The organism is Candidatus Palauibacter sp. (assembly GCF_965222475.1).
GTDB lineage: Bacteria > Gemmatimonadota > Gemmatimonadetes > Palauibacterales > Palauibacteraceae > Palauibacter.
The window spans coordinates 437335-458451 of the sequence record NZ_CBDCUB010000008.1; the positions used below are offsets into that span (position 1 = coordinate 437335).

A 21117-nucleotide genomic window follows, 5' to 3' on the forward strand; every position below is an offset into this window, starting at 1 on the left:
CAGGAACTGCAGAGGAAGCAGAAATGAAGACAAACGGACAGGCGCCCGGTCACGTCGAGCGCCACGAGGGGATCATCACGGTGCGCGGCGGCGGCAGACACCGCGCCTGGAACGGGATCGAATACAAGACGGGCATGTGGGCGGAGAACGTGGGCTCGAACGCGCTCTCGATGAACGTGGCGATGATCCCGCCCGGCGGCGTCGCCAAGGCGCACATTCACGTGGATTTCGAGGTGATGCTCTACATCCTCCAGGGGAACGTCCGCCACGAATTCGGTCCGCGGCTCGAGAAGACGCTTGATAACGAGGCGGGAGACTTCATCTTCATCGAGCCCGGGGTCCCGCACGAGGTGTTCAACCTCAGCGACACGGAGCCCGTGGTGGCCGTCGTGGCGCGCTCGGACGCCGAGGAGTGGGAGAACATCGTCGACTTCGAGCGTCCCTCGCCGGAGTAACCCCCCGGCACCCGAGCAGGCCCGATGCCGGAGGTCGCCCCACCCGGTGGGAGCATGGCTGAGATCGGCTGAAGATCTTGAAATATGAGCATCTAATATTCATATTTCAAAAATGATCGCGCGCCCCGCACACCTCGCCGAGCTTGTCCGGAAGCTGGATGCGAACCCGGTGGTCGCCTTGCTCGGCGCCCGGCAGGTCGGCAAGACCACGCTCGCGGATATGCTGGCCCGCAATCTCGCCGAGACGGGCCGCCCCGCCACGCGCTTCGACTTGGAGGATCCGCGGGATCTCGCCAGGCTGGACGAACCCACTCTCACCCTGGAGCCGCTTCGCGGCCTGGTCGTGATCGATGAGATCCAGCGCAGGCCGGACCTCTTCCCCGTGCTTCGCGTGCTCGCCGACCGCAGGCCGCAGCCCGCGCGCTTCCTCGTTCTGGGGAGTGCATCGCCCGAACTCCCGCGGCAGGGATCGGAATCGCTCGCGGGCCGGATGTCATTTCACGAACTCACGGGCCTCGACCAGGCGGAGGTCGGCCCGGAGCGGTGGCGCAGGCTGTGGCTGAGGGGCGGATTCCCGAGGGCATGGCTGGCGCGCGGCAACGTGGCCAGTCTGGAGTGGCGGCGCGACTTCATCCGGACGTTCGTGGAACGCGATCTGCCGGGGCTGGGCATCGCCATGCCACCGCGCCTTCTGCACGATTTCTGGACCATGCTCGCACACTATCACGGTCAAGTCTGGAACGGATCGGAACTGGGGCGCGCCTTCGGAATCGCGCACACAACCGTCCGGCGCCACCTCGACCGCATGACGGGAGCCTACGTGATGCGCCAGTTGCGGCCGTGGCGCGAGAACCTCGGCAAGCGCGTCGTCAAGTCGCCCAAGGTCTACATCGCGGACAGCGGCCTGCTGCACGCGCTGCTCGACATCGAGAGCGAGCGCGACCTGGCGGCCCATCCGAAAGTCGGCGCCAGCTGGGAGGGGTTTGCCCTGGAGCAGGTCGTGCGGCGTCTTGGCGCGCGCCCGAACGAATGCTACTTCTGGTCGCTGCACGGCGGCCCGGAACTGGACCTTCTCGTCGTGCGCGGCCGCCGGCGACGGGGGTACGAGTTCAAGCGCACCGATGCGCCTCGGACCACGGCGTCGATGCGGGCCGCGATGCGGCACCTCGGGCCCGATAGCCTGGATGTCGTGCACGTGGGCCGCGACACCTTTCCGCTGGCCCAGGGGATCCGAGCGGTGGCCGGAGGAGACATCTGGTCTGCGATCGAGCCGCTCTAGCAGTCTGTCAGGCCCGGTCGAGTCTCGCGGCGCCGGCACCCGCCTCGAGCTTGGCGGCGTTCAGAATCCGAGCGACGCAGTCTCCCGCCTCACGTCCCCCGCCGCGGTCATCACCCCGGTTTCCGGGTCGCGCCAGGTCACCGTGGGAGCGCCCGCGCGCCAGTTCCACAGGCCCCACGAGCGCACGTCGTGGCCCAGGGCGCGCAACGCCTCGGCCGTCTCCGCCGGGATCCGATCCTCCATGTAGAGGACGGCGGGACTGCGGTTCACCTCGCTCCCGGTGGCCGGGAAATTGTAGCTGCCGAAGCGGGGCTGGTCGACGGCCTGCTCGGGGGACATCCCCCACACGGTCACGTTCAGAAAGACCTGCAGGAGAGCCTGCATCTGCTGGTCGCCGCCGGGGGTGGAGAGCCCCATGAACGGCTGGCCATCCTTCATCACGAGAAGGGGCGAGTTGGTGTTGCGCGGCCGCTTTCCGGGCGCCATCACGTTGGCCAGGTCAGGGTCCAGGTTGAACTGACCCATGCGGTTGCCCAGCCCGAATCCCCATCCCGGGATCATGGGGGTGAAGGTGTGGCCGTCGCTCTCGGTGAGGGAGAACATGTTGCCCTCCCCGTCCATGACGTTGAGGGAAGACGTGTCGATGGAGGGGGCTTCACCGGAGGGCCGACCTCCCGGCGCCACGAAGCTCGTGGGCGCGCCGTCCGCCACCGCCGCCATCCGTTCCGGATCGCCCCACGGAGGCATGTCCTGAAATGCGCTCTTCTCGTCGATGAGCCCGATGCGTTCGCGCGCGTACGCCTTCCCGTACAGTCCCTCCGGAGCAGGGGCGAAATCCGGATCCCCGACGTACCTGTGGGCGTCCGCCATCGCCAGGTTGATCACCTGTGAGACGACGTGGATATACTCCGGTGTGTTGTAGCCGAGGGCGCGCAGGTCGTAGTTCTCCAGCATGTTGAGCATCAGAATGATGCGCGGGCCCTGGCTCCATCCGTCGCCGGTGTAGACGTCGTAGCCGTTGAAACCGGTTCCCAGAGGCTCCTCCCAGCGACCCTCGTATCCGGCCATGTCCTCGTAACGGACGATGCCGTCATGCTCCCGGAAGAATCGGTCCACGTCGCGCGCCGGGTCGCCCCGGTAGAAGGCGTCCCGAGCGGCGCGAATCCCTTCGGAACGGCTTCCTCCCGCCGCCAGCGCCTGCCGCTCGGCCTCCATCATGTAGCGGATGAGCCTCCCCAGATCGGTATTCACCATGAGATCGCCCAGACGCTGCTCGCCGACCCCGTTGGGGAACCAGAAGCCGCGATTGTAGGGAAAAGTGAGGATCCCCTCCATCTGATCCTCGATCATCCGTTTCTGCATCTTGTAGAGGTGATAGCCCTCCTCCACGATGCGCAGCGTTGGCTGCGCGGCCTCACTGAAGCTGAGGGTGCCGAAACGGTCGAGAGCGGCGAGCCAGACATCCACGTCCGCGGGAATCAGCGCGTTGCTGATGGGCGACTTGCCGCGTTTGAGGAAGTAGTCGAGGGTGGCGAGCGTGGGTGAAGTCCCCGCGCCGACCCGAGTGATCACATGGTCCTCGGCGGCGCTGTAGAGGATGAGCGGGGCAACCCCGGTCCATCCCGCGTAGTCCATCTTGAGCGCCTTGAGCGCCATCCCTGCAGTCACTCCGGCGTCGAAGGCGTTGCCTCCGGCCTTGAGCACGTCGTACCCGGCCTGCGTGGCCAGGTAGTGCCCGGAGGAGATCACCCCGTGCGTGCCCATGACGCGCGGCCGCATGGCCTCGACGTTGTCGGCGTCGTGTACGTGGCCGTAACTGCGGAACGGGGCGATGGTGGCGACGACGCCTTCCTCCGCGGATGCGGATTCCTCCGGCGCGCCCGTCCGCGGACCGCAACCGGGGATGAGTGCCAGAGCCGCGACGGCGACCACACATGCCAGAGGCTTCATCGCGTCATCCTCCTGTTCTGCCAGAGATGAAGACCCGACCGACGGTTCCCTTTGACGCAGATTCGGAGAGAGGATTACGGTTCCCTCTCCATACGGTCCGCAACCTTGCGGAGATAGTCGGCTATCGCCTGCTCGCTGAGCGCGTTACGCCGCTTGCACTCGCCGCTCCACCCGAACCCGCGGACGGCAGAGTACGATCCTGCCGCAGCCCAAGCGGCAGCGGCAACGACGCCGCCGGAGTCCTCAGAGCTGAGACCATCGGAATCATCGGCTACCATTGCCAGAACCCCGAGCGGCGACACCACTCCGTAGACGACATCGGCGACCGGCGCGATGATGCTTCGCGTGCAGTAGCCTCGCGCAACCGGGCTGTCGCCGGGCGGCGGTTTTTCCATGAACAGGATTGAACAGCCGGCTGACAGGGCGGAGACCAAAAGAACGGATGTGAGTTTTTTCATCTTCAGTCCTCTACTTGAGAAACGCGGGCGCTCCTGGCATCACCGCCGTACGTAGACTCGCGCTGGTCTCCGTCCCGCTCGAGCGCGGGCCTCTTCGGCGTTGCACCCTCGAAGGACGGCTGGCGAGACGGCGTATGTCTGCTACCCCAGGAGAATAGCAACGCCCACAGTGCTGCACGAGTCCCCCGGGACGTCAGACCGCGGCCAGCGACTCCAGCGCGGCGAGGGTTTCGGCTCGGCCGCGCGCTTCCGGGAAGGGCTCGAGCGCCAGGGCGACCATGCCGGTCGCGTTCGCCACTGCGAAGCTGATCCCGTTCAAGTTGCGCTCCGGAGGCACGTTCGGGATCGGGCGGGGATAGCCGGAGGCGTAGAGCACTCGCCGGCCGTCGCGTCGGCCGCTGCAGATGGCGTCCCGGGGGAGGTCCCAGTCGAGGCAGACGCCGAGTGCGCCGGGGAGGCTGCCCGGGAGCCAGCGCTCACCCTCGTGCGAGTAGGCTGCGATGACGAGCGTCCCGCGCTGCACGGCTCGATCGACCGCGGGCTGCAGCACCTCGATGCGGCTCTGGCGCGGCGTCCCGAGGCTCAAATTCGCCACCCGGCAGCCCTGCTCTCCGGCCCAGTCGATCGCCTTCGCCAGCGTCGGGGCACTCGTCGCCAGCTCGGCGTGGAAGACGCGAGCGACGTGGACCCGCGCGCCCGGCGCCTTCTCCTGGATGGCCGCCGTGACGGCGGTCCCGTGGCCGAGCCGGTCCACGAGGTCGTCGTGTGCGGTCCCGTCGGGAGTAAGCGCGATCCCGCCGGCGATCAGGCCGAGGTGCGGGTGGCCCGGATGCGCACCGCTGTCGATGACCGCGATCGAGACCCCCCGGCCCGTCCGCCCGCGAAGGGCTGCCGCGCCTAGTCGAACCGCGCGCGGCGGACTCACCCGCGGTCGGTCCCGAACAGGGCGCGGAACGGCCCGGGCCGGTCGTCGAGGTCGGCCGGCCGCCCGTCCTGCGCGACGCGCCCGTCGCGGATCACGACCGCCCGCTCCGCGCGCCGTGCGAGTTCGGCCCGGTGGGTGATGAGCACCGTCGTGCGCCCCCGCATCAGTGCCGCGTAGCCCTCCAGCAACTGGGCCTCGGAGGCGGGATCGAGCGCCCCCGTCGCCTCGTCGAACACCAGCACCGCCGGGTCGGCGAGGAACGCCCGCGCCACCGCCACCCGCTGCCGCTCCCCGGCGGAGAGCTGTCGTCCGCGCTCGCCGACGACGGTGTCGGCTCCCTCCGGCAGGGAGACGAGAAGTCCGTCGAGCGCCGCCGCCTGAAGCGCCCCCGCGACCTCGAGGTCCGGCGCGTCCGGTCTCGCGTAGCGCACGTTCTCGGCGATCGAGGCGTGGAAGATGAACGGGTCCTGCTCGACCACCGCCACCTGCCCCCGGACGTCCGCCAGCGCCAGCATGCGCAGGTCCCGCCCGTCGAGCAGTACCCTCCCGCCGTCGGGGTCGAGTTGTCGCGAGAGCAGGTCGGCGATCGTCGACTTCCCGCTCCCGCTCGCGCCGACCAGCGCCACCACCTGCCCCGCCGGGATCTCCAGCGAAACTCCCGCCAGCACCTCGCCCCCGCGGCCATGCCCGAGCCGCACGTCGTCGAGGACCAGCGCCCCCTCGGCCCGGTCCAGCCGCCCGGCCGCCTCCGCCTCCTCGACCTCCGGCGGCGTGTCGAACAACTCGTGCACCCGCACCAGCGACGCCCGGGCGCTCGCGAGGTTCGCGTACAGCCCCATCAGCGCCTGCACCGGGAAGAGCAGCCGCATCTGGTAGGCCATGAAGGCGATGAACGTCCCCAGCGTCGTCGCCTCGGTGATCACCCGGTAGCCGCCGTACAGGAAGACCGCCGCCGTCCCCGTCTGCAGCAGGAGCCCCGGCAGCCCCCCCGCCATGTACGTGAACCAGCGCATGGACATCAGCGCGCGCACGAAGCGGTCGTTGTGGCGCCCGAACCGCTCCGCCTCGCGCTCCTGCGCGTTGGCCGCGACCACCGCCCGCACCCCCTGCACGGTCTCGATGAGGAAACTCCCGATGTCCGCGCTCCGCTCCCGCAACTGGGTCACACGTCCTTCCAGCTGCCGTCGGTATCGGACCAGCGCCCACAGACTCGGCGGCAGCGCGACCAGCCCGGCGAGGAAGAGCCGCGCGTCGAGCCACACCAGCATCCCCACCGTCCCCAGGAGGAAGAGGATGTTCCCGAACAGGCTCAGCGCCGCGTCCGCCGTCACCCGCTGGATCTCGGCGATGTCGTTGTTGATGCGGGAGACGATGTCGCCGAGCGGCGTCCGCGCGTAGAAGCGCGGCGAGAGCTTCTGCAGGTGGCGGTAGAGCGCCAGCCGCATGTCGAAGAGGATCCGGGCCGAGACCCGCGTATAGCGCATCCCGCTCGCCACGTTGGCGCCGAAGCCGAGGATCGTGATCCCGACGAAGAGTCCCGTGATCCGCAGCAGGAGGGGGAAGTCGCCGCCGAGGATCGCGTCGTCGATCATCGTCTTCGACAGGTACGGGAGCACCAGCCCCAGCGCGGTGCCCGCCGTGGAGAGCAGGACCACGGGAAGCAAAGCCCTCGCGTACGGTCGGACGTAGGCGAGGGCCCGGCGAAGGTGTGGGTCCCGGATCACCCGGACCTCACGAGTTCAGATGCCGGGTCAGGTGCCGGGGTCAACCCGGATCGGGCACCACGACGACGCTCGTCATGTCGGCGTCCAGCGTGACCGTGCGCAGCAGCTCGAACGTTCCCTCGTCGTAGACGTCGATCGTGCTGCCGGCGTTGTAGATGTAGAGCCGCTCCCCGTCGGCGCTCGGCATCAGCGCCATGCGCGGCCGCCCCGGGAAGGTGATGCGTCCCGAGACCCGCCGCCCCGCGAGGTCGAACTTCCACATCTCGTAGTGTCCGATCTCCGACTTGAGCCCGTACCCCTTCGTCCCGTCCGGAGAGAGCGCGAACGACACGCGCTCGGAGGGTCCGATGGGGTGGAACTCGACCTGCTGCTCCGCCAGGTCCACGGTCGCAAAGCCCATCAGCCGCCGGTTCTGGACCGGATCCATCACGCGGAAGAGACCGGTGTAGACACCTTCCTCCTCCTGGTACGGACTCTCTCCGAAGGGGAGCGTCATCGCGCCCAGCCCCGTCTCGAACGGCTCGGAGATCGCCCAGCGGTCCACTTCCTCGAACGTCTCCGAGTCGACCGCGATCAGGTCGTCCGAGAACATGTACAGGAGGTCCCCGTCGGGGGAGAAACGGAAGTTGGCGTTCTGGCGCAGCTCCTCGCCGGGCCACGGGATCGTATCCGTCACCTCGTAGCTCGTGAGGTCGAAGCGGAGGATCGTCGGTTCGTCGATCCGGTAGCGGTCCGCCAGCTTCGTCCGGCTCTGCACGAGAATGGCGGCCCACTCCAGGCTCGGATGGACCTGAAACGACCGGATCCACGTCCGCGTCGAACCCTCGCTCAACGTGAACTCGCCAACGGATTCCTTCGAGGGGAGGGCGATGATCTCCACCGTCTCGAAGAACGGATCCAGAACGTAGAGCCGCGATCGATCGTCGGAGAGGGTGAGACGAAGGGAGATCGCGCGCTTGACCGGAATCCGGTCCACGACTTCCTCCGAGGCCTCGTCCCACACGAGCACCTCGTTGCTGTAGTTGCCCATGTACCAGTAGGCGTTGCGGCCGTTCGCCGCGCCGCCGCCGTTCTCCTGCGCCGCCAGCGCCGTGGCGAAGAGGAGCCCGCAAGCGGACGCCATGATCGGGGCCATCCGGCCCCGGGAGCGCCTGCGCCGGATCACGGGAAGACCAGGTCGAGCTTGCGCCAGTCCTTCTGCGCCGAGGCGCACTGCGATGTCCAGTCCGGCGAGTGGTTGAGCTGGTCGGGCACATGCGCGGGCCAGAAGCAGGCGAGGTGGCAGTCGAACAGGTCCCGCTCCACCGGCTGGCAGAGCCCGGCCGTCCCGCCGCTCGAGTCCACCTCCCAGCCGGGCGAGAAGACGAGCGAACACCCGAGCGGAATGTGCGGCCCCTCCGGCGGCCGGCTCTCGAGTCCGACCACGTCGAGTTGCTCGCGGGCCACCTGCGCCTCGATCCGGCCGGCCTTCTGGTTGATCGCCTTCAAGTGTTTCACGGCTCTCTCCCGGTCAATGGTCGAAGCGGGTCAGGTACGCCGGGTTCCGCTCCGCCAACTCTCCGTAGATCTCCAGACAGGTATGCGTCCACGTCCGCACCCAGGTGCAGAAGTGCAGGTTGGGCGCGGTCGTCTTTCCGGTTCGCGTATATGCCTCGTGGTAGCAGCCGCCCGAACAGATGGGGCGGGCCCAGCACGTGTGGCAGTCCGTCTTGTTCTTGACATGGTGGTCTTCGAGGAACTCCCGCTGGCGCTCGCGGTCGATCCCGTCCCGCACCGTCCCGAAGCTGTGGTCGTCGGAATAGGCGAAGCGGTGGCAGAGCGACACGTCGCCTCCCGTCGTCACTCCCATGAGCCCGAGCCCGGCCCCGCAGGGATACGCCTTGCTCACGCCCTTGTGGATCTCCTCCAGCGTGTCCTTCACGTTGGAGAAGCCGTGGTGCCGGTTCTGGACCGCGTGCTCCAGCCAATCCCGGGCCAGTTCGTCGAACTGGCGCAGCATGCCGACGTATCCCTCGTCCGTGATCTCCCAGTCGCGGCCCGAGGAGGTCGTGACGGGGGCGAATCCCACCTCCCAGAACCCCATCTCCTCGGTGAGGTGACGGTAGATGCGGTGGATGTCGAGGTTCTCGCGCGTGAGGGTGACGCGGGCCCCGATCGGGCGCGTCTTGTGCCGGCGGAGCAGTTCCTGGATCCGCGGGCGGACGGTCTCGTAGGAGCCCTTCCCGCTGTGGAAGACCCGCATGCGGTCCTGCATCTCCTGCGGCCCGTCGATGGAGACGGTCACGCCGATCTCGTTCTCCGCCAGCCACTCGATGATGTCGGGCCGGAGGAGCGTCGCGTTCGTCGTGAGGCTGAACTCGATCCGTTTCCCCTCCTCCTCGGCGCGGTGGCGGGCATAGGCCACGGTTTCCTGGAGTGTCGGGAAGTTGAGCAGCGTCTCGCCCCCGAAGAAGGTGAGGTGGGCGACTTCGAGCGGTCCCGACTCCTTGAGCAGGAACTCGACGCCCTCCCGCGCCGTCTCGTCCGCCATGAACTTCGGATCGTCCGTGCACGTCGGGTCGACGATCTTGTCCTCGCCGTACTCGTAGCAGTAGGTGCACGCGAGGTTGCACTTGTTCGTGACGTTGAGGACCATCGTCGTGAGCGGGAACCCCTCCGGGGGCAGGTCGTTCACGACCTGTTCGGCGGGAGCCCCGGCTTCCCCGACGGCACGAATGTGCTGGAGTTCGGTCAGGCCTTCCCGCACCCGGTCCACGGGGAAGCGGTCGGAAAGGGAGTTCACGACCTCGCCCGGCTGGCGCGGGCCGTAGCTGAGCAGGTCGAGGATCGCCGAGGACGCCGGGTCGATCCGGAAGATGCCGGCCGAGGGGACGAGGTAGAGGAAATTCTCGCCCGCCGCCTCGAAGGTGTGGAACTCGCGGAGCGCCAGTTGGTGGGGGGGTCGGATCATGGGATCAGCCTGCCCGTGGGTACGCCCTGCCAAGGGTCGAATTTGAGGTAGAGCGGCACTGTCACGATGAGATGGCCGCGGGCGCGCAGCGGTCTCCCGGAGGCCGCGTCCGGATCCGCGTCGGAACCCGCGTAGGTCGCGACCACCCACACGTCGCCCACGTTGTTGCGGCTCCCCCGGCGATCCTCGTTGGGACCGTCGATGGCGGGTGTGAACACGCCGTCCGGGCCGAGTGCGCCGACGTAATCGATGTCGTCGTCGTCGAAGGTGGCGGTGTACTCCTCCAGGCTCCAGCTCACCGGCACGCGTCCGAGCCGGAGGTCGTCCTCCGTGTCCGGCTCTCCGTCCGGCCCGTCGTTCCACCCGATGGCGTCGAAGGGCTGGTATCCCTTGGGGAAGTTGGCGCCGCCGATCCGGGACATCCCCGCGCGCGGCGTCACCTGGATGCGGTCCACGCCGTCGTGGACCTGGAGCGCCCCGGCCAGGCTCGCGCCGCCGAGGAAGAGGTCCCTCCCCCCGACCGGCGCATCGGCCTCCACCGCGACGCGCACCGTGACCCGGCTCGCGTCGCCGCCCAGCACCGACTCGACGCGAACCCCCGGACCGAAGTCGAAGTCGGCGGCCGCCGGGTTCACCGGGAGGTTCACGCCGTGGACGCGGACTTCGGCGGCCTCGGCGCCGGTGCGGAGTGCCCGCGGGTGCACGCCCGAGACGACGGGGCCGCCGCTCACCCGGATCAGCTTCACGTCGGGCCCGAACTCGTCGTACGCGCCGGTGAACCAGCGGCCGGTCATCTCCCGCCAGCCGCGGTCGACCGTCATCACCTCGCGGAGTTCGTCCGAACCGCCGGGGTTCGACCGCCCGCGCCACTGGTATCCGGTGTAGACGATGGACTGTCCGCTACGCCGCACCCGCTCCCCCGACTCCGCGTAGGTGTACGAAGCCGAGCTGCGAAACTCCTCGGGCCCATCTCCGGGCTCGATCTCGACCGTGCCGAAGATCTGTCCCTTCCCCGGCTCGAAGCCCGCCAGCGCCCACCTGCCGGCGAGCCGGGGCGAGCGCATCGAGGCGGACCAGGCCGACCACTCGGGCGTCTCGAGGGGGAAGGCCTCGGACAGGTGATCGATCGCCTCGTCCACGGGCTGCGGGCCCTCATCCCCCGACTGGAACGCCTGGAAATCGACGAGGGGGTAGAGGCCGCGGTGCGTCGCCATCAGCAGTTCCCACTCCTCGCGGGTGCGGCGCTGGGTGATGACGCGGCCCATGCTGTGGCACTGGATGCAGGTGTTCTCGACGTCGCGGTCCGCCTCGTAGATGTGTTCGATCAAACGCCGCTCGACCTCGAAGCGGCCGGGTTCGAGTTCCTCCGGAGCGAGCCCCTGCCGGTTCGCGAGGTAGCGGACGACCTCGCGGGCCTCGTCGGGATCGAGCGGCACATCGTTCAGCGCGACCATGCGCCGAACGGACGTCTGCCACCCCTCCGGCGTCTTGCGTTCGTAGGAGATCCGCGACATCCGCCCCTGCTCGTCGCGCTCGTGGCAGCGCTGGCAGCGCCGAATGATGATCTCGTTGTCGATCGAATAGCCCTCGTCGTCGGCCTGGAACGAGGACCCGGGGCTGCCGGCGGCCGGGGGTGCGGCCGGCTCGGCCAGGGGCGGCTCGGGCATGCCCGGGACCGGTGGGATGGCGCGCGCACCGACGAGGGCCACCGCGCCGATGGCCAATCCCGCCGCCAGCAGCCCGTTGAGTCCAGGTCCGCCGCGCGTTGTCGCTTCGCGTCTCATCCATCCTCCACTCCGAACCGGTCAATTGTGCGTCCGCCGACCGGAGCGCGCCAGCCCGAAAGGGGGATGTGCTATCGGTTGTCTGCAGCCAGTCGGGCGGTGGGAACAGCTATTCTCCGCCGCCGATCCGAGAATCGGGCACGACCGGTGATCAAGGCGGCGTAAGTGCGGGGCGCAGTGCTTGCAGTATCCTTTGAGCAGTCATGGCGTTAGAGTCCACAACCCGTGCTCTCCAGCGGCTCGAAGAACAATGCCCTCGTCCGCTGCTGCGGTGGAGGGGTTGCCCGATCCTACTCATCGAGTGTACCGCAGCGTGACTCCGTCCGGCGCGTCGCCGTCGCCATGGACGCACACCACCCGTTCCAGACCGACTTCGCTCGCGTCCACGCACGGGTCCCCACGTAGCGCCCCGCCGCCCACACAACCCCGTAGGCGCCTCCCACTCCCGAGCCCGCGCACCCGTGCCTCTTCACGCCACACACCCTCGGTGAACCCCGCCGGGGCAGCGTGTGAGAAATCCGGGCTAAAACCTCGCGTAGCGATACGGGCAGCGCTCCTGCCACAGCTCGAACTTCGGGTGATCCCTTAGGAACGTCGCAGGCCCCCCCTTATCTATGACAAGCTCAGCGGCGAGACACCAGACCGTCTCGTTCGGGCATGGATTCTCGGGGATCGTCCACACCGTGGTACCGTCGACCTCCCGAATCACACGACCGTTCTCGTCACGCGCCATCATTGAATGCTGACACGGGGGCGGCTCCGGGCTGGATTCCATCAACGCCTCAACGTACTCCACACCGGCCTCCCCGGAGTGGTAAACCCCAAACAAGGCGTGTCGTCCTTCCATATTCTCCATGGACGCGCGATCCTCAGAGGACTCGAACAGCTTGATGAACGCGTCGGTGGCGCCCGCATAGGGGGTATCCTGCATCCCGTCGTACACGGCTGCCGAATGCCCGAGAGCCGTGAATGAACGTACAGCCATGAGCGGCGAACCATCACGCGCGGACTGCACGAGAACATCCGCAAACGCATCCAGTTCTTCCCGCGACCACGGTTCGAACGTCTGCCTCAGAACGGCGATAACAGCATACTCACCCACCAAGGGGTCTTCCTGGAACGCCGCGAATGCGGTCTCAGGTGTAGGGTTCTTCCACTCACCCGCATCCACATCCAGCACCATCCCTCGTGGTACCTCGTAGCGTTTTGGGATGTCGCGCTCTACCTCCTGTGCTACCGCTCCGGCGGGAATCGCCAAGGCCCCCAACAGCAAGATGCCGTACCTCATTCTTAGCCTCCTTCAGCAGCTAAAAGGACCACCTTCAGCTTTAATGGGTGCTAGCTTCTTTACCCAACTTCCGTAGTTCTGCCAGAATACGTTGGCGCTGACGCGAGCCGTTGCCTGTTTGCCCGCCGTGACGAACTTATTGTAAAACTCATTCCACTCCCTCGCCAAACTGTTATTTATGCTGGTTTCTTCGGAGCTGACAAGAGGCTCCATCGCATTGAAGTGAGTAGTCGCGGTATTACTCTTGATGCAGGCTTCGTACCCGTCCTCGTGCTCGCGTTCATGCGATATGATCTGGAGTCTGAACACGTCCTGCAGCGGTCCAGGTCTGGCAGTAGTAATTGACATCGTAATACGCTGCTTGATTCACCACGTTGGAACTGGAGCTCGGGCAAGTACTGTTACCGCCCGGATAGCGACCTACGTCTGTGTTAGCCGTATCGGAATTGTAATCGCTTACAATATGGAGCAACGTCGGAATATAGGGAGATGCCTGCGCATAGTACTCATTCGCCCAGGGTCCGGACCCACGTGCTGCCGTTGGTGGCGACGGGGCGTGCTGCGGAAGTGTATAGGCTCCCGCCACCTTATCTCTTGGTGAGTTTGGTGAGAGACGATTCATGTATGAGCGATTTCTGAAATACGGAGTTGCGTTGAGCTCTGCCGGACGGTAATTCTGCCGAGCCCCAACCGTGGCCGGCTGGGTGTCGGAGAACACTTCCGAGCCGGAAGCGTCCGTGACACGGACCGTGACGTTCGCCGTGCTTGTCGCCGTACCGTCCCAGAAATTGGCCTCTGCGCCGCCGGACTTCGTGTCTCCCTTGTCAGAGGACCACTGATACCGCAGGGTGGCGGGAGTGACGTCATCCGGTACGTGAACGGTGCACCTACCCGTGCTCCCGCGGGTAGCGGCCGGGCATTGAAGCGCGTATGCGCCCGAGGGCGGTTCGTTGGGATCCTGCGTGTCATCGTCATCGTCTTCGCCTCCCCGTGTACCGCCGATGCCCCAGCCCGGCGGAATGAATCCTTTACCTATCGGAAACATGACGGTTTCCAGGTCCCGGCCGACGAAGTTCTCCTCGCACTCGCCGGAATGCGCGTCACGGTCAAACCCGACTGCACAAAGCTCTTCCGGTTCTTCGGGCGATACCCTCACTATAATATCGCGCATACGGGGGAGCTGTGCCATTAGCGTAGGGTTGTAACTGACAAAATGCGCGACCGGTTCGCGGATCCTGATGCTGGCCGACCTGGTTTCGGAGGCCGGGAAGATAGCAGACAATTGCGCCAGGAGCTCCTTGTGCGCGATATCGTCCCACGGGACCGCGCAAGTCACATGAATCTCGATTTTGTACTCACCGGGATCAGCAGTCTCGCGTTGGACCATCGCCACCTGGATGCCGTACTTGTCGGTTGCCGCCACGTTGTCGCTATACACCATCTTCCGGGTGTGCAGCGTGTAGGCTCCACCGGAGCGGCGGTAGAGGAAGATGCATTCGTCCGTCTGAAGCATCCTGATGATCTTGTCCCATCCGATGAAACGCATATCGGTGGTGGGGTTGAGGTCGGGTCAATGGGTGTGTAAACGTCATCAGGCGGCGATCCTCTCCCGACCCTCGGGGACGGGCTTTCCGTCCTCGAACCTCCTCCCTTCGTACACCTCCCCCAGCAAGTGGGGCGCGTTGAGCTTCCCGAACCTCTTCTCGGCCACCACCAGCAGCCGCCAGATGAGCGCCGTGGCGTTGTCGACCCGCTTGAACCGCTTCGCCGCCGTCGTGCGCAGCCGGACCGAGGCGAACGGGCTCTCCACCACGTTGGTCGTCCTCAGGTGCCGCCAGTGCTTCTCCGGAAAGTCGTAGAAGGCCGTCATGCGCTCCCAGTCGTCCTCGAGCACGGCCACCGCCTTGGACTCGGCGTCTCCGTAGCGGTCCCGGAAGGCGTCTCTCGCCTCCTTCGCCGCCGCCCGCGAGGGCGCGTACGCCGCCGCGCGCAGCATCTCCCTCGCCGCGATCTGCTCTCTCTTGGGCAGCCGGTCCAGCACGTTGGCCGTCTTGTGGTTCCAGCACCGCTGCTCGGCGGTCTCCGGCCACACCTCCCGCGCCGCGCCCCAGATCCCCAGGTTCCCGTCGGCCACCAGAAGCTTCGGCGTCCCGAGCCCCCGAGCCTTCAGATCCCTCAGCACCGCCGCCCACGACGCCGTCGACTCGCGGTAGCCCGGCGTGACCGCCAGCACCTCCTTCGTCCCGTCGCTCATCGCGCCGATGACGACCAGCAGGGCCGCCTTGTCCTTCTCGAGCCCCGCCTTCACGTAGATCCCGTCCGCCCACGCGTACACGAGTTCACGGTCGCCCAGCGGCCGCCGGCTCCACGCCTCGTGCTCCGCCGTCCACTTCGCCCTGAGCCGCCTCACCGAGGACTTCGACAGCGGCGCCCCGTCGCCCAACAGCCCCCTGAGCGCCAGCTCGAAGTCGCCCTCGGCCAGCCCGTGCAGGTACAGCTCCGGGATCAAGTCGCCCACCTCCCGCGTCCGGCGCGCGAACAGAGGCAGCACCCGGCTCTCGAACCGCTCCTCCAAGCCCCCGACCCGAGGCCGCCGCACCTCGATCGTCCCCGAACTCATGGCCAGACGACGCGGCTTGCCGTACCCGTTCCGGTAGCCCGGCGGCGCGTCCACCGCCGCCCGCCGCTCAGACTTCACCCGGCCCAAGAGCTCCGTCACCTCCTCCCCGGCGCCTGCTGGATCATGTCCCGCGCCTGCTCCCGCACCCACACCTCCAGCGTCTCCCACGCTGGCCCGTCGAATCTCTCCCGCGTATCGTTGCCCATGAGGCGACGTCCTTTCTCCGGGTCTCCCCCCGGATCCGTTGTTACTGGTCAGCTGAAAGGTACGTCGCCTCGCTTTTTACACACCTTAGAGCCCCTTCCTCCATTCATGATGACGCCGTTATGTGCGCCGGGGAAACTCTCCGCCGGTCACTCGCGCCCAAAAATCCTGCCAAAGACCCCTTCTCAAGCCACCCGAAAATTGTGGGGGGGGGACACCCAATGGCAAGACCGCTGCACCGCCTCTGCCGCTCTAATGCCGATGCGCGCCATCTGTTGTGTGTGCTCGCTTTCGATGCCCTGGGCCGGGGCGGTCCACGTCCACACCCCGCGCCTGCCGGAGCAACTTGGACGGTGACACGCCCGCCGCAGGCGGTTTCTCCTGCCAGGGTGGCATGCTCCGCAGGAGTGACATGGGGCGGCGACCATGACGGTGGGACGGTCAGTCACGGCCGCCCCTGAGAGGGGTTTGAGGGGTTGCCCGAGAGGGGTGCGCCGCACTCGTCGTCAGCGGAGGTTCGACCGGCAACTCCTCGTCGGGATCCTTACCGGCAAGAGGTGTCCGTTTGGAGCTCGAGCAAGCCGGCCCCGACGGCGAAGGCTAAGACGGCCAGGAAATCGGGCAGCGGCACCGGCGACCCGAGCCGGTTGTATGCCTGGTAAATGTCGGGAACCTGATCCAGCGTCGGAGCCACGTTGGTGAGCCGTCGGAGGTCGACGTTGCGCAGGAAGCGCGCTCCGCCCGGCAGCCGCTCGGAGGTGAGGAGGCGTTCAAGCGCGACCCGGTCGCCCACCACAGCTGGACGGCGCACGGTCGCGAGCGTGGCGCCGGCCCGAAACCGAACCGCCGGTAGCGAGCGGATCGTCTCCCACGCCGCCCGCACCTCCGGGCGCGCCAGGAAGGCGTCAGCCTGGCGTTCCGCGAGCGAGCGGTCTCCCGGTTCCGACACTGCGGGCGCTCCGGACGGGGAGGCGGGCTCCAGGATGCCCGCACCCGCTTCCCGGGCCGCGGCCAGGCGCACCTCCCAGAACGCGTGGCCGTTCGCCTCGGCGGCCTGTTCGAGGAAAGGAACGGAGAGTGCCCGGTAGGTGCGATACACCTCGCGTTCCCTGTCGTCGTAGAAGTCGCACGCCGGCCCGGTCATGGCCTCGTCCTCGAGCGCGGTGTGCGCCACGATCGCGGCGAGCCATCCGGAGGCGAGCGCCTTCTTGACGCCGTACGAGGAGAGGGGGTCGATGAACGAGCCCGCGTCGCCGACGAGGAGCAGGCCCGCCCGGCCGTACGAGGTCGCGCCGTAGAGCGACGCGGGACACGCCCGCACGGGGCCCGCGAGCCGTCCGCCGGCGCGCCCTCTGCCGAGCCGCCGGGCGAGGCGAGCCGCCTTGCCCAGTTCGGTGCGCCACATGCCCTCGAGGCCGAGTTCGCGGCTCAGGCGCGTGCGGCGCGGGTCGACCATCGCCGTCACGCAGCGGGTGCCGGGCGAGGTCGGGACCGACCAGGCCCACCCATCCCGGTAGCTTTCGATGAGCGTACAGCCCGGGTCCGGCGCGGGGCGGTCGGGCGCGGCGGTCCAGCGGCCGATGAGGGCGAGGGTGGCGATCCCGCGTTCGCGGATGCGGAACCCGCGCCGGGCCAGCACCCCGGCGCGGCCCGAGGCGTCGAGCACCCAGCGGGCCCGATAGTTCCCGGCTGCGGTGGCGATTCGCCAGCCGTCGGGCTCGGCCGCCGCCTCGATGACCGGGCCGTCGGTCCGCAGCCGCGCGCCCGCCTCGAGCGCCACGCCGTGAAAGACGGCCTCGAGCGCGGCCCGGTCGGCGTGGAAGCCGCGCTCGTGCGTCTCGAACCGCTCCTCTCGGCGGGGCATGTCCGCCCACCAGACGGTGTTGCCTTCGTTCGGCACGAGGCCCGCCGCGTCGAGCGCATCCAGTGCCCCGACGCGTTCGAGGAGCTTGCGGGCCGAGCTGGGGATCGACTCGGCGAGCCATTTCGCCGGCGGGGCCGGCCGGGTGATGAGCGCTACATCGTGCCCGTGCCGGGCGAGCGACGCCGCGGCGGCGCAGCCGGCCGGCCCCCCGCCGACGACCAGGACATCATGTGACGTGTCCGTTGACGTGTCTGCCAGGTCGGCTCAGTTCTCCCGCTGCCGCAGCACGTCCCCTCCGCTCGGCCCGTCGGTGGCGAAGCAGTAGAAGCGCCCGTCACCGCCCGTGCCGCGCAGGTCCTCGAGGCTGCAGCCCCGCGAGCCGTGCGCCTCGTTCCACGACGTCGGGTTCGCACCGCCCCCCGTGCGGTCGTGGTGCCCGACGAGCGCGCTGCCCTCGCCGCCCGACGTCCAGTTGCTGCACGTCGTGTCCCCGTCCGCGCCCGAAGCCATGCCATTCATGAGCGAGCCGGTGAGGATGTCGTGCTGGTTCGGCTGGTCGCCCCGACCGTTCACCTCATCCCCGTTCTCGGTGAGAATCGTGGCCTTGGTCAGGTTCGGGCCGTTGCTGTGCAGGTGCTCGACATCGCGAGCGATCATCGTGCCCCCGTGGTTGTACCACGGCCCGTCGCCGATCCGGTCGCGCGCGTTGACGCCGCCCGCGCCCGTCGTGCTCAGGTAGGCCCGCCACATGCGGTCGGGCAGCCCCGCCGCTTCGGCCAGCGTCTCGCAGTACGCGTCCGCGCCCTCGAGTCCGCCGAGGTCCGCGCCGTCGCCCGAATTCGAACTCGTGATGAAGAAGCTGGTGTTCGCGTCCTGCGCCGCCGCCGCGCTGGCGCCGATGGCGAGGAGAATCGCGGTGAGACTGATGGCCCGTTTCATGTCCGACTCCTGTCCAGTGTAATCCGCTCGATCTGCTCCGCCCCGGTCGCGGCTAGCGCCGGATGTATTTCCGCATCTGACGGGGTCCGACTTCCGCCCCGTACAGGTTTCCATGCGCGTCGATCGCGATCCCCTCGGCCCCGCTCGTTCCCGAGGCGTCCGGATTCGGCTCGGGGTCGGGGATGAAAGCCGTCACCCACCCGGACGCCGCGTCGCCGATGTAGATCCCGCGCAGCCATCCCTTGTTGCGGCGCGCGTTCGACTCGGAGTCCGTCGAATACAGCACGTCGTTCTCGTCGATGAAGAGCCCGCTCGGACGCCCGAACTGGTACCAGGTCTCGAGATGGTGCCCCTCCTGGTCGAAGATCTGGACGCGACTGTTTCCGCGGTCGCCGACGAACAGACGCCCCTGCGAGTCCATGGCGAGCGCGTGCGGGTCGCGGAACTCTCCGTTCGCCGTCCCCATCCGCCCCCACTCCATGAGGAAGGTGCCGTCGGGCGCGAACTTGATGATGCGGTTGTTGCCCCCGGCGTCGTGTCCGTCCGCCACGAAGATGCTCCCGTCGGGCGCGACGAGGATGTCCGACGGCTTGTTGAAGTGGTTCGGCCCGTCGCCGGCGACGCCCTTCTCGCCCAACATCATCAGGACCTCGCCCTCCGGACTGAACTTGTAGATGACGTGTCCCCAGCCCTCCGGTACCGGTGCGTAGCCCACCGCGTCGGCCACCCACACGCTGCCGTCGTCCTCGACGAACATCCCGTGCGGCCACGCGATCATCCCCGAACCGAAGCTCCGCACGAGGTTGCCCTCGGTGTCGAAGAGGAGGACCGGGTCGACATCGCTCTCGACGCACAGGTTCGCGCCGCAGCGCTCGCCCACCCAGATGTGTTCGCCGTCGGGCGCCGGATAGACCGCGCTCGTGGCGCCCCAGCTTCGGCCGTCCGGAAGCTGCCCCCAGTCGTCCATCGCCATGTACGGGTTCGGCGCCGTCAACTGCGCCTGGAGCGTCCCTGCGCCCGGCCCCGCCGCCGCCAGCGCGAGGACCGCGAGAAGTATGATTCGTCTTGCGCCTTGCAATCCGCCCTCCTTCCGTGATGGGTCCGGTGACGATGCGACGTGATCGCCAAGCCGGGCAAGCGCAGGCATCCGCCCTCGCCGTGGGGTCCCGAGGACGTTCCCGCGGGAACGTCCGCTACGTCGCCTCGGGTTCCGTCGCGGGGCTGCCTCCCGCGGCCACGGTCGACCTCCCGCCGCTCTTCGCCCTGGCCGCCAGCCGGCCGAAGGGGCCGCTGATCGCCCACGCCGCACCCACGATGATGACGATGAGGGTCGCCCAGCGCATGAGCCCGGCACCGAACGCCGCGTCGAAGGCGGGCCACCGGAAGCGGTAGGCCATCAACTCGGAACCCCGATCCGTCATCCAGTGCCAGCCCGTGTGCGCGAGCAGCGCCGACGCGAGGATCGTCCCCATCCGCTCCGCCACCACCTTCCGGAACAACAGTTCAACCACCGGGACAGCGAGGGCCACCACGAACAGTTGCCCCAACTCCACCCCCACGTTGAAGGAGAGCAGAGAGGTGAGCAGGTGCCCGCCGGCGAACTGGAGCGACTCGCTGAGCGCGAACGAGAAGCCGAAGCCGTGCACGAGCCCGAACCCGAACGCGAGCAGCCACCGCTTGCGCGGCTTCCCCCCCACGATGTTCTCGAGCGCCATGTAGACGATCGAGAGTGCGATCAGCGTCTCGATCAGCGGCGGAAACCACAGCGCCCGCGGCGCGATCCCGAACGCCGACGCGATGAGGGTGATCGAGTGCGCGATGGTGAACGACGTGATGACGGGAAGCAGACCCCACAGCGTCCGCAGCGGGATGACGAGGCAGAGCAGGAAGAGAAGGTGGTCGATCCCGTCGAGGATGTGCGTGAAGCCGAGCGACACGAAACGCAGCGCCGCCTGGTGCCAGCGGGGGTCGAGCCGCACGAGTCCCGGGTCGCCGACGTACTGGAAAGCGCGCTCCGGCCGGTCCGGCGGGCGCAGGCGCAGCACCGTGACCGTGCGCAGCCCGAGGTGCGCGAACGCCGGGTCGATCGAGAAACGCGACTGGTCCGACTCGATCTCGTACTCCAGCAGCACGTCGAGCAGCGCCTGCCGCCACGGCAGTTGCAGCCCGGGATCGAGCGGCGGGTCGTCGAAATGCGCCAGCGCCGTCTCGTACGTGGCGAAGGAACGGTCCGAGGGGAGGGAGACCCGCGTGGCCACGATCCGCGGCGTCCCCAGGCGGCGGTCCTCTTCATGGAAGGTGACGTAGTCGGCGAGCCAGAGTTGCGCCGCATCGCGCAGGAACGGCCCCGCGGCCTCCAGGTCGAGATACCCCAGGCCGTACTGGGGGAACTCGATGTCCCGCATCGACTCGAGCGGCGCGCGGACGAGGAAGCGGAGGCGGCGACCCTCCGGCGTGACGAAGGCCTGAACCGTGACGTCGGACGGAATCTCGTGCAGCACCGCCAGGCCGGGCACCTCCGGCGTCGCGGGATCCGCTGCGGCCCGCAGCCCGCCGGCCGGGACCGACAGGACGCCGACGGCGAGCGCGAGCCCGGTCAGGGTCGTTGTCCGGTAGCGGGCGTCCATTCACGATCTCCGAATTCCGTGACGTTTCGAGATGAGGCCTGTTCGTCGGG

16 protein-coding genes and 1 pseudogene are annotated in these 21117 nt (G+C 68.1%); 2 read left to right on the top strand and 15 right to left on the bottom strand.

What is annotated here, in order from left to right; translation table 11 throughout:
- The first annotated feature begins 23 nt into the window (after positions 1-23).
- Positions 24-455 carry a cupin domain-containing protein gene (locus tag ACOQPP_RS17405; RefSeq protein WP_419167515.1) on the top strand — a complete coding sequence of 144 codons (432 nt, stop codon included), beginning with the start codon at positions 24-26 and terminating at the stop codon, positions 453-455.
- Between the two features lie 112 nt (positions 456-567).
- Entirely contained in the window at positions 568-1734 is a 1167-nt protein-coding gene (locus ACOQPP_RS17410) for an ATP-binding protein (RefSeq protein WP_420637090.1), read from the top strand.
- Between the two features lie 60 nt (positions 1735-1794).
- Here the strand turns inward: ACOQPP_RS17410 and ACOQPP_RS17415 are convergent, their stop codons facing one another.
- The 15 genes and pseudogenes from ACOQPP_RS17415 to ACOQPP_RS17485 form a co-directional block, all read right to left on the bottom strand.
- A complete protein-coding gene (locus ACOQPP_RS17415) occupies positions 1795-3684 on the bottom strand; it encodes a gamma-glutamyltransferase family protein (RefSeq protein WP_419167513.1) in 1890 nt (629 codons plus the stop codon).
- A gap of 74 nt (positions 3685-3758) precedes the next feature.
- A complete protein-coding gene (locus ACOQPP_RS17420) occupies positions 3759-4142 on the bottom strand; it encodes a hypothetical protein (RefSeq protein WP_420637091.1) in 384 nt (127 codons plus the stop codon).
- Between the two features lie 193 nt (positions 4143-4335).
- Positions 4336-5067 carry a S8 family serine peptidase gene (locus tag ACOQPP_RS17425; RefSeq protein WP_420637092.1) on the bottom strand — a complete coding sequence of 244 codons (732 nt, stop codon included), beginning with the start codon at positions 5065-5067 and terminating at the stop codon, positions 4336-4338.
- A complete protein-coding gene (locus ACOQPP_RS17430; protein ID WP_420637093.1) occupies positions 5064-6791 on the bottom strand; it encodes an ABC transporter ATP-binding protein in 1728 nt (575 codons plus the stop codon). The genes ACOQPP_RS17425 and ACOQPP_RS17430 overlap by 4 nt, the downstream gene beginning before the upstream one ends.
- A gap of 40 nt (positions 6792-6831) precedes the next feature.
- Positions 6832-7914 (bottom strand): YncE family protein, encoded by a 1083-nt coding sequence (locus tag ACOQPP_RS17435; RefSeq protein WP_420637094.1) that lies wholly within the window; start codon positions 7912-7914, stop codon positions 6832-6834.
- A 38-nt stretch (positions 7915-7952) separates the two neighbouring features.
- The gene (qhpC, locus tag ACOQPP_RS17440; RefSeq protein WP_419167509.1) at positions 7953-8288 is read right to left on the bottom strand and encodes a quinohemoprotein amine dehydrogenase subunit gamma; all 336 of its coding nucleotides are present in this window, start codon (positions 8286-8288) and stop codon (positions 7953-7955) included.
- 13 nt (positions 8289-8301) lie between these two features.
- Positions 8302-9741, bottom strand: a complete 1440-nt coding sequence (peaB, locus tag ACOQPP_RS17445; RefSeq protein ID WP_420637095.1) for a quinohemoprotein amine dehydrogenase maturation protein — start codon at positions 9739-9741, stop codon at positions 8302-8304.
- Entirely contained in the window at positions 9738-11525 is a 1788-nt protein-coding gene (gene peaA / locus ACOQPP_RS17450) for a quinohemoprotein amine dehydrogenase subunit alpha (protein ID WP_420637096.1), read from the bottom strand. The genes peaB and peaA overlap by 4 nt, the downstream gene beginning before the upstream one ends.
- Positions 11526-12048: 523 nt before the next feature.
- On the bottom strand, positions 12049-12813 hold the full coding sequence (locus ACOQPP_RS17455) for a hypothetical protein (protein WP_420637097.1): 765 nt from the start codon (positions 12811-12813) through the stop codon (positions 12049-12051).
- A 280-nt stretch (positions 12814-13093) separates the two neighbouring features.
- Positions 13094-14359: a hypothetical protein gene (locus ACOQPP_RS17460; RefSeq protein ID WP_420637098.1), complete on the bottom strand. Its 1266-nt coding sequence runs from the start codon at positions 14357-14359 to the stop codon at positions 13094-13096.
- A gap of 45 nt (positions 14360-14404) precedes the next feature.
- A pseudogene (locus ACOQPP_RS17465) lies at positions 14405-15639 on the bottom strand (IS256 family transposase).
- Positions 15640-16181: 542 nt separating this feature from the next.
- On the bottom strand, positions 16182-17759 hold the full coding sequence (locus tag ACOQPP_RS17470) for an NAD(P)/FAD-dependent oxidoreductase (RefSeq protein WP_420637389.1): 1578 nt from the start codon (positions 17757-17759) through the stop codon (positions 16182-16184).
- 6 nt (positions 17760-17765) lie between these two features.
- Positions 17766-18440, bottom strand: coding sequence for a hypothetical protein (locus tag ACOQPP_RS17475; RefSeq protein ID WP_420637099.1), 675 nt, complete (start codon positions 18438-18440; stop codon positions 17766-17768).
- A gap of 52 nt (positions 18441-18492) precedes the next feature.
- Positions 18493-19518 (bottom strand): peptidyl-alpha-hydroxyglycine alpha-amidating lyase family protein, encoded by a 1026-nt coding sequence (locus ACOQPP_RS17480; RefSeq protein WP_419167497.1) that lies wholly within the window; start codon positions 19516-19518, stop codon positions 18493-18495.
- 115 nt (positions 19519-19633) lie between these two features.
- Entirely contained in the window at positions 19634-21067 is a 1434-nt protein-coding gene (locus ACOQPP_RS17485; RefSeq protein WP_419167496.1) for a HupE/UreJ family protein, read from the bottom strand.
- Positions 21068-21117 lie beyond the last annotated feature (50 nt).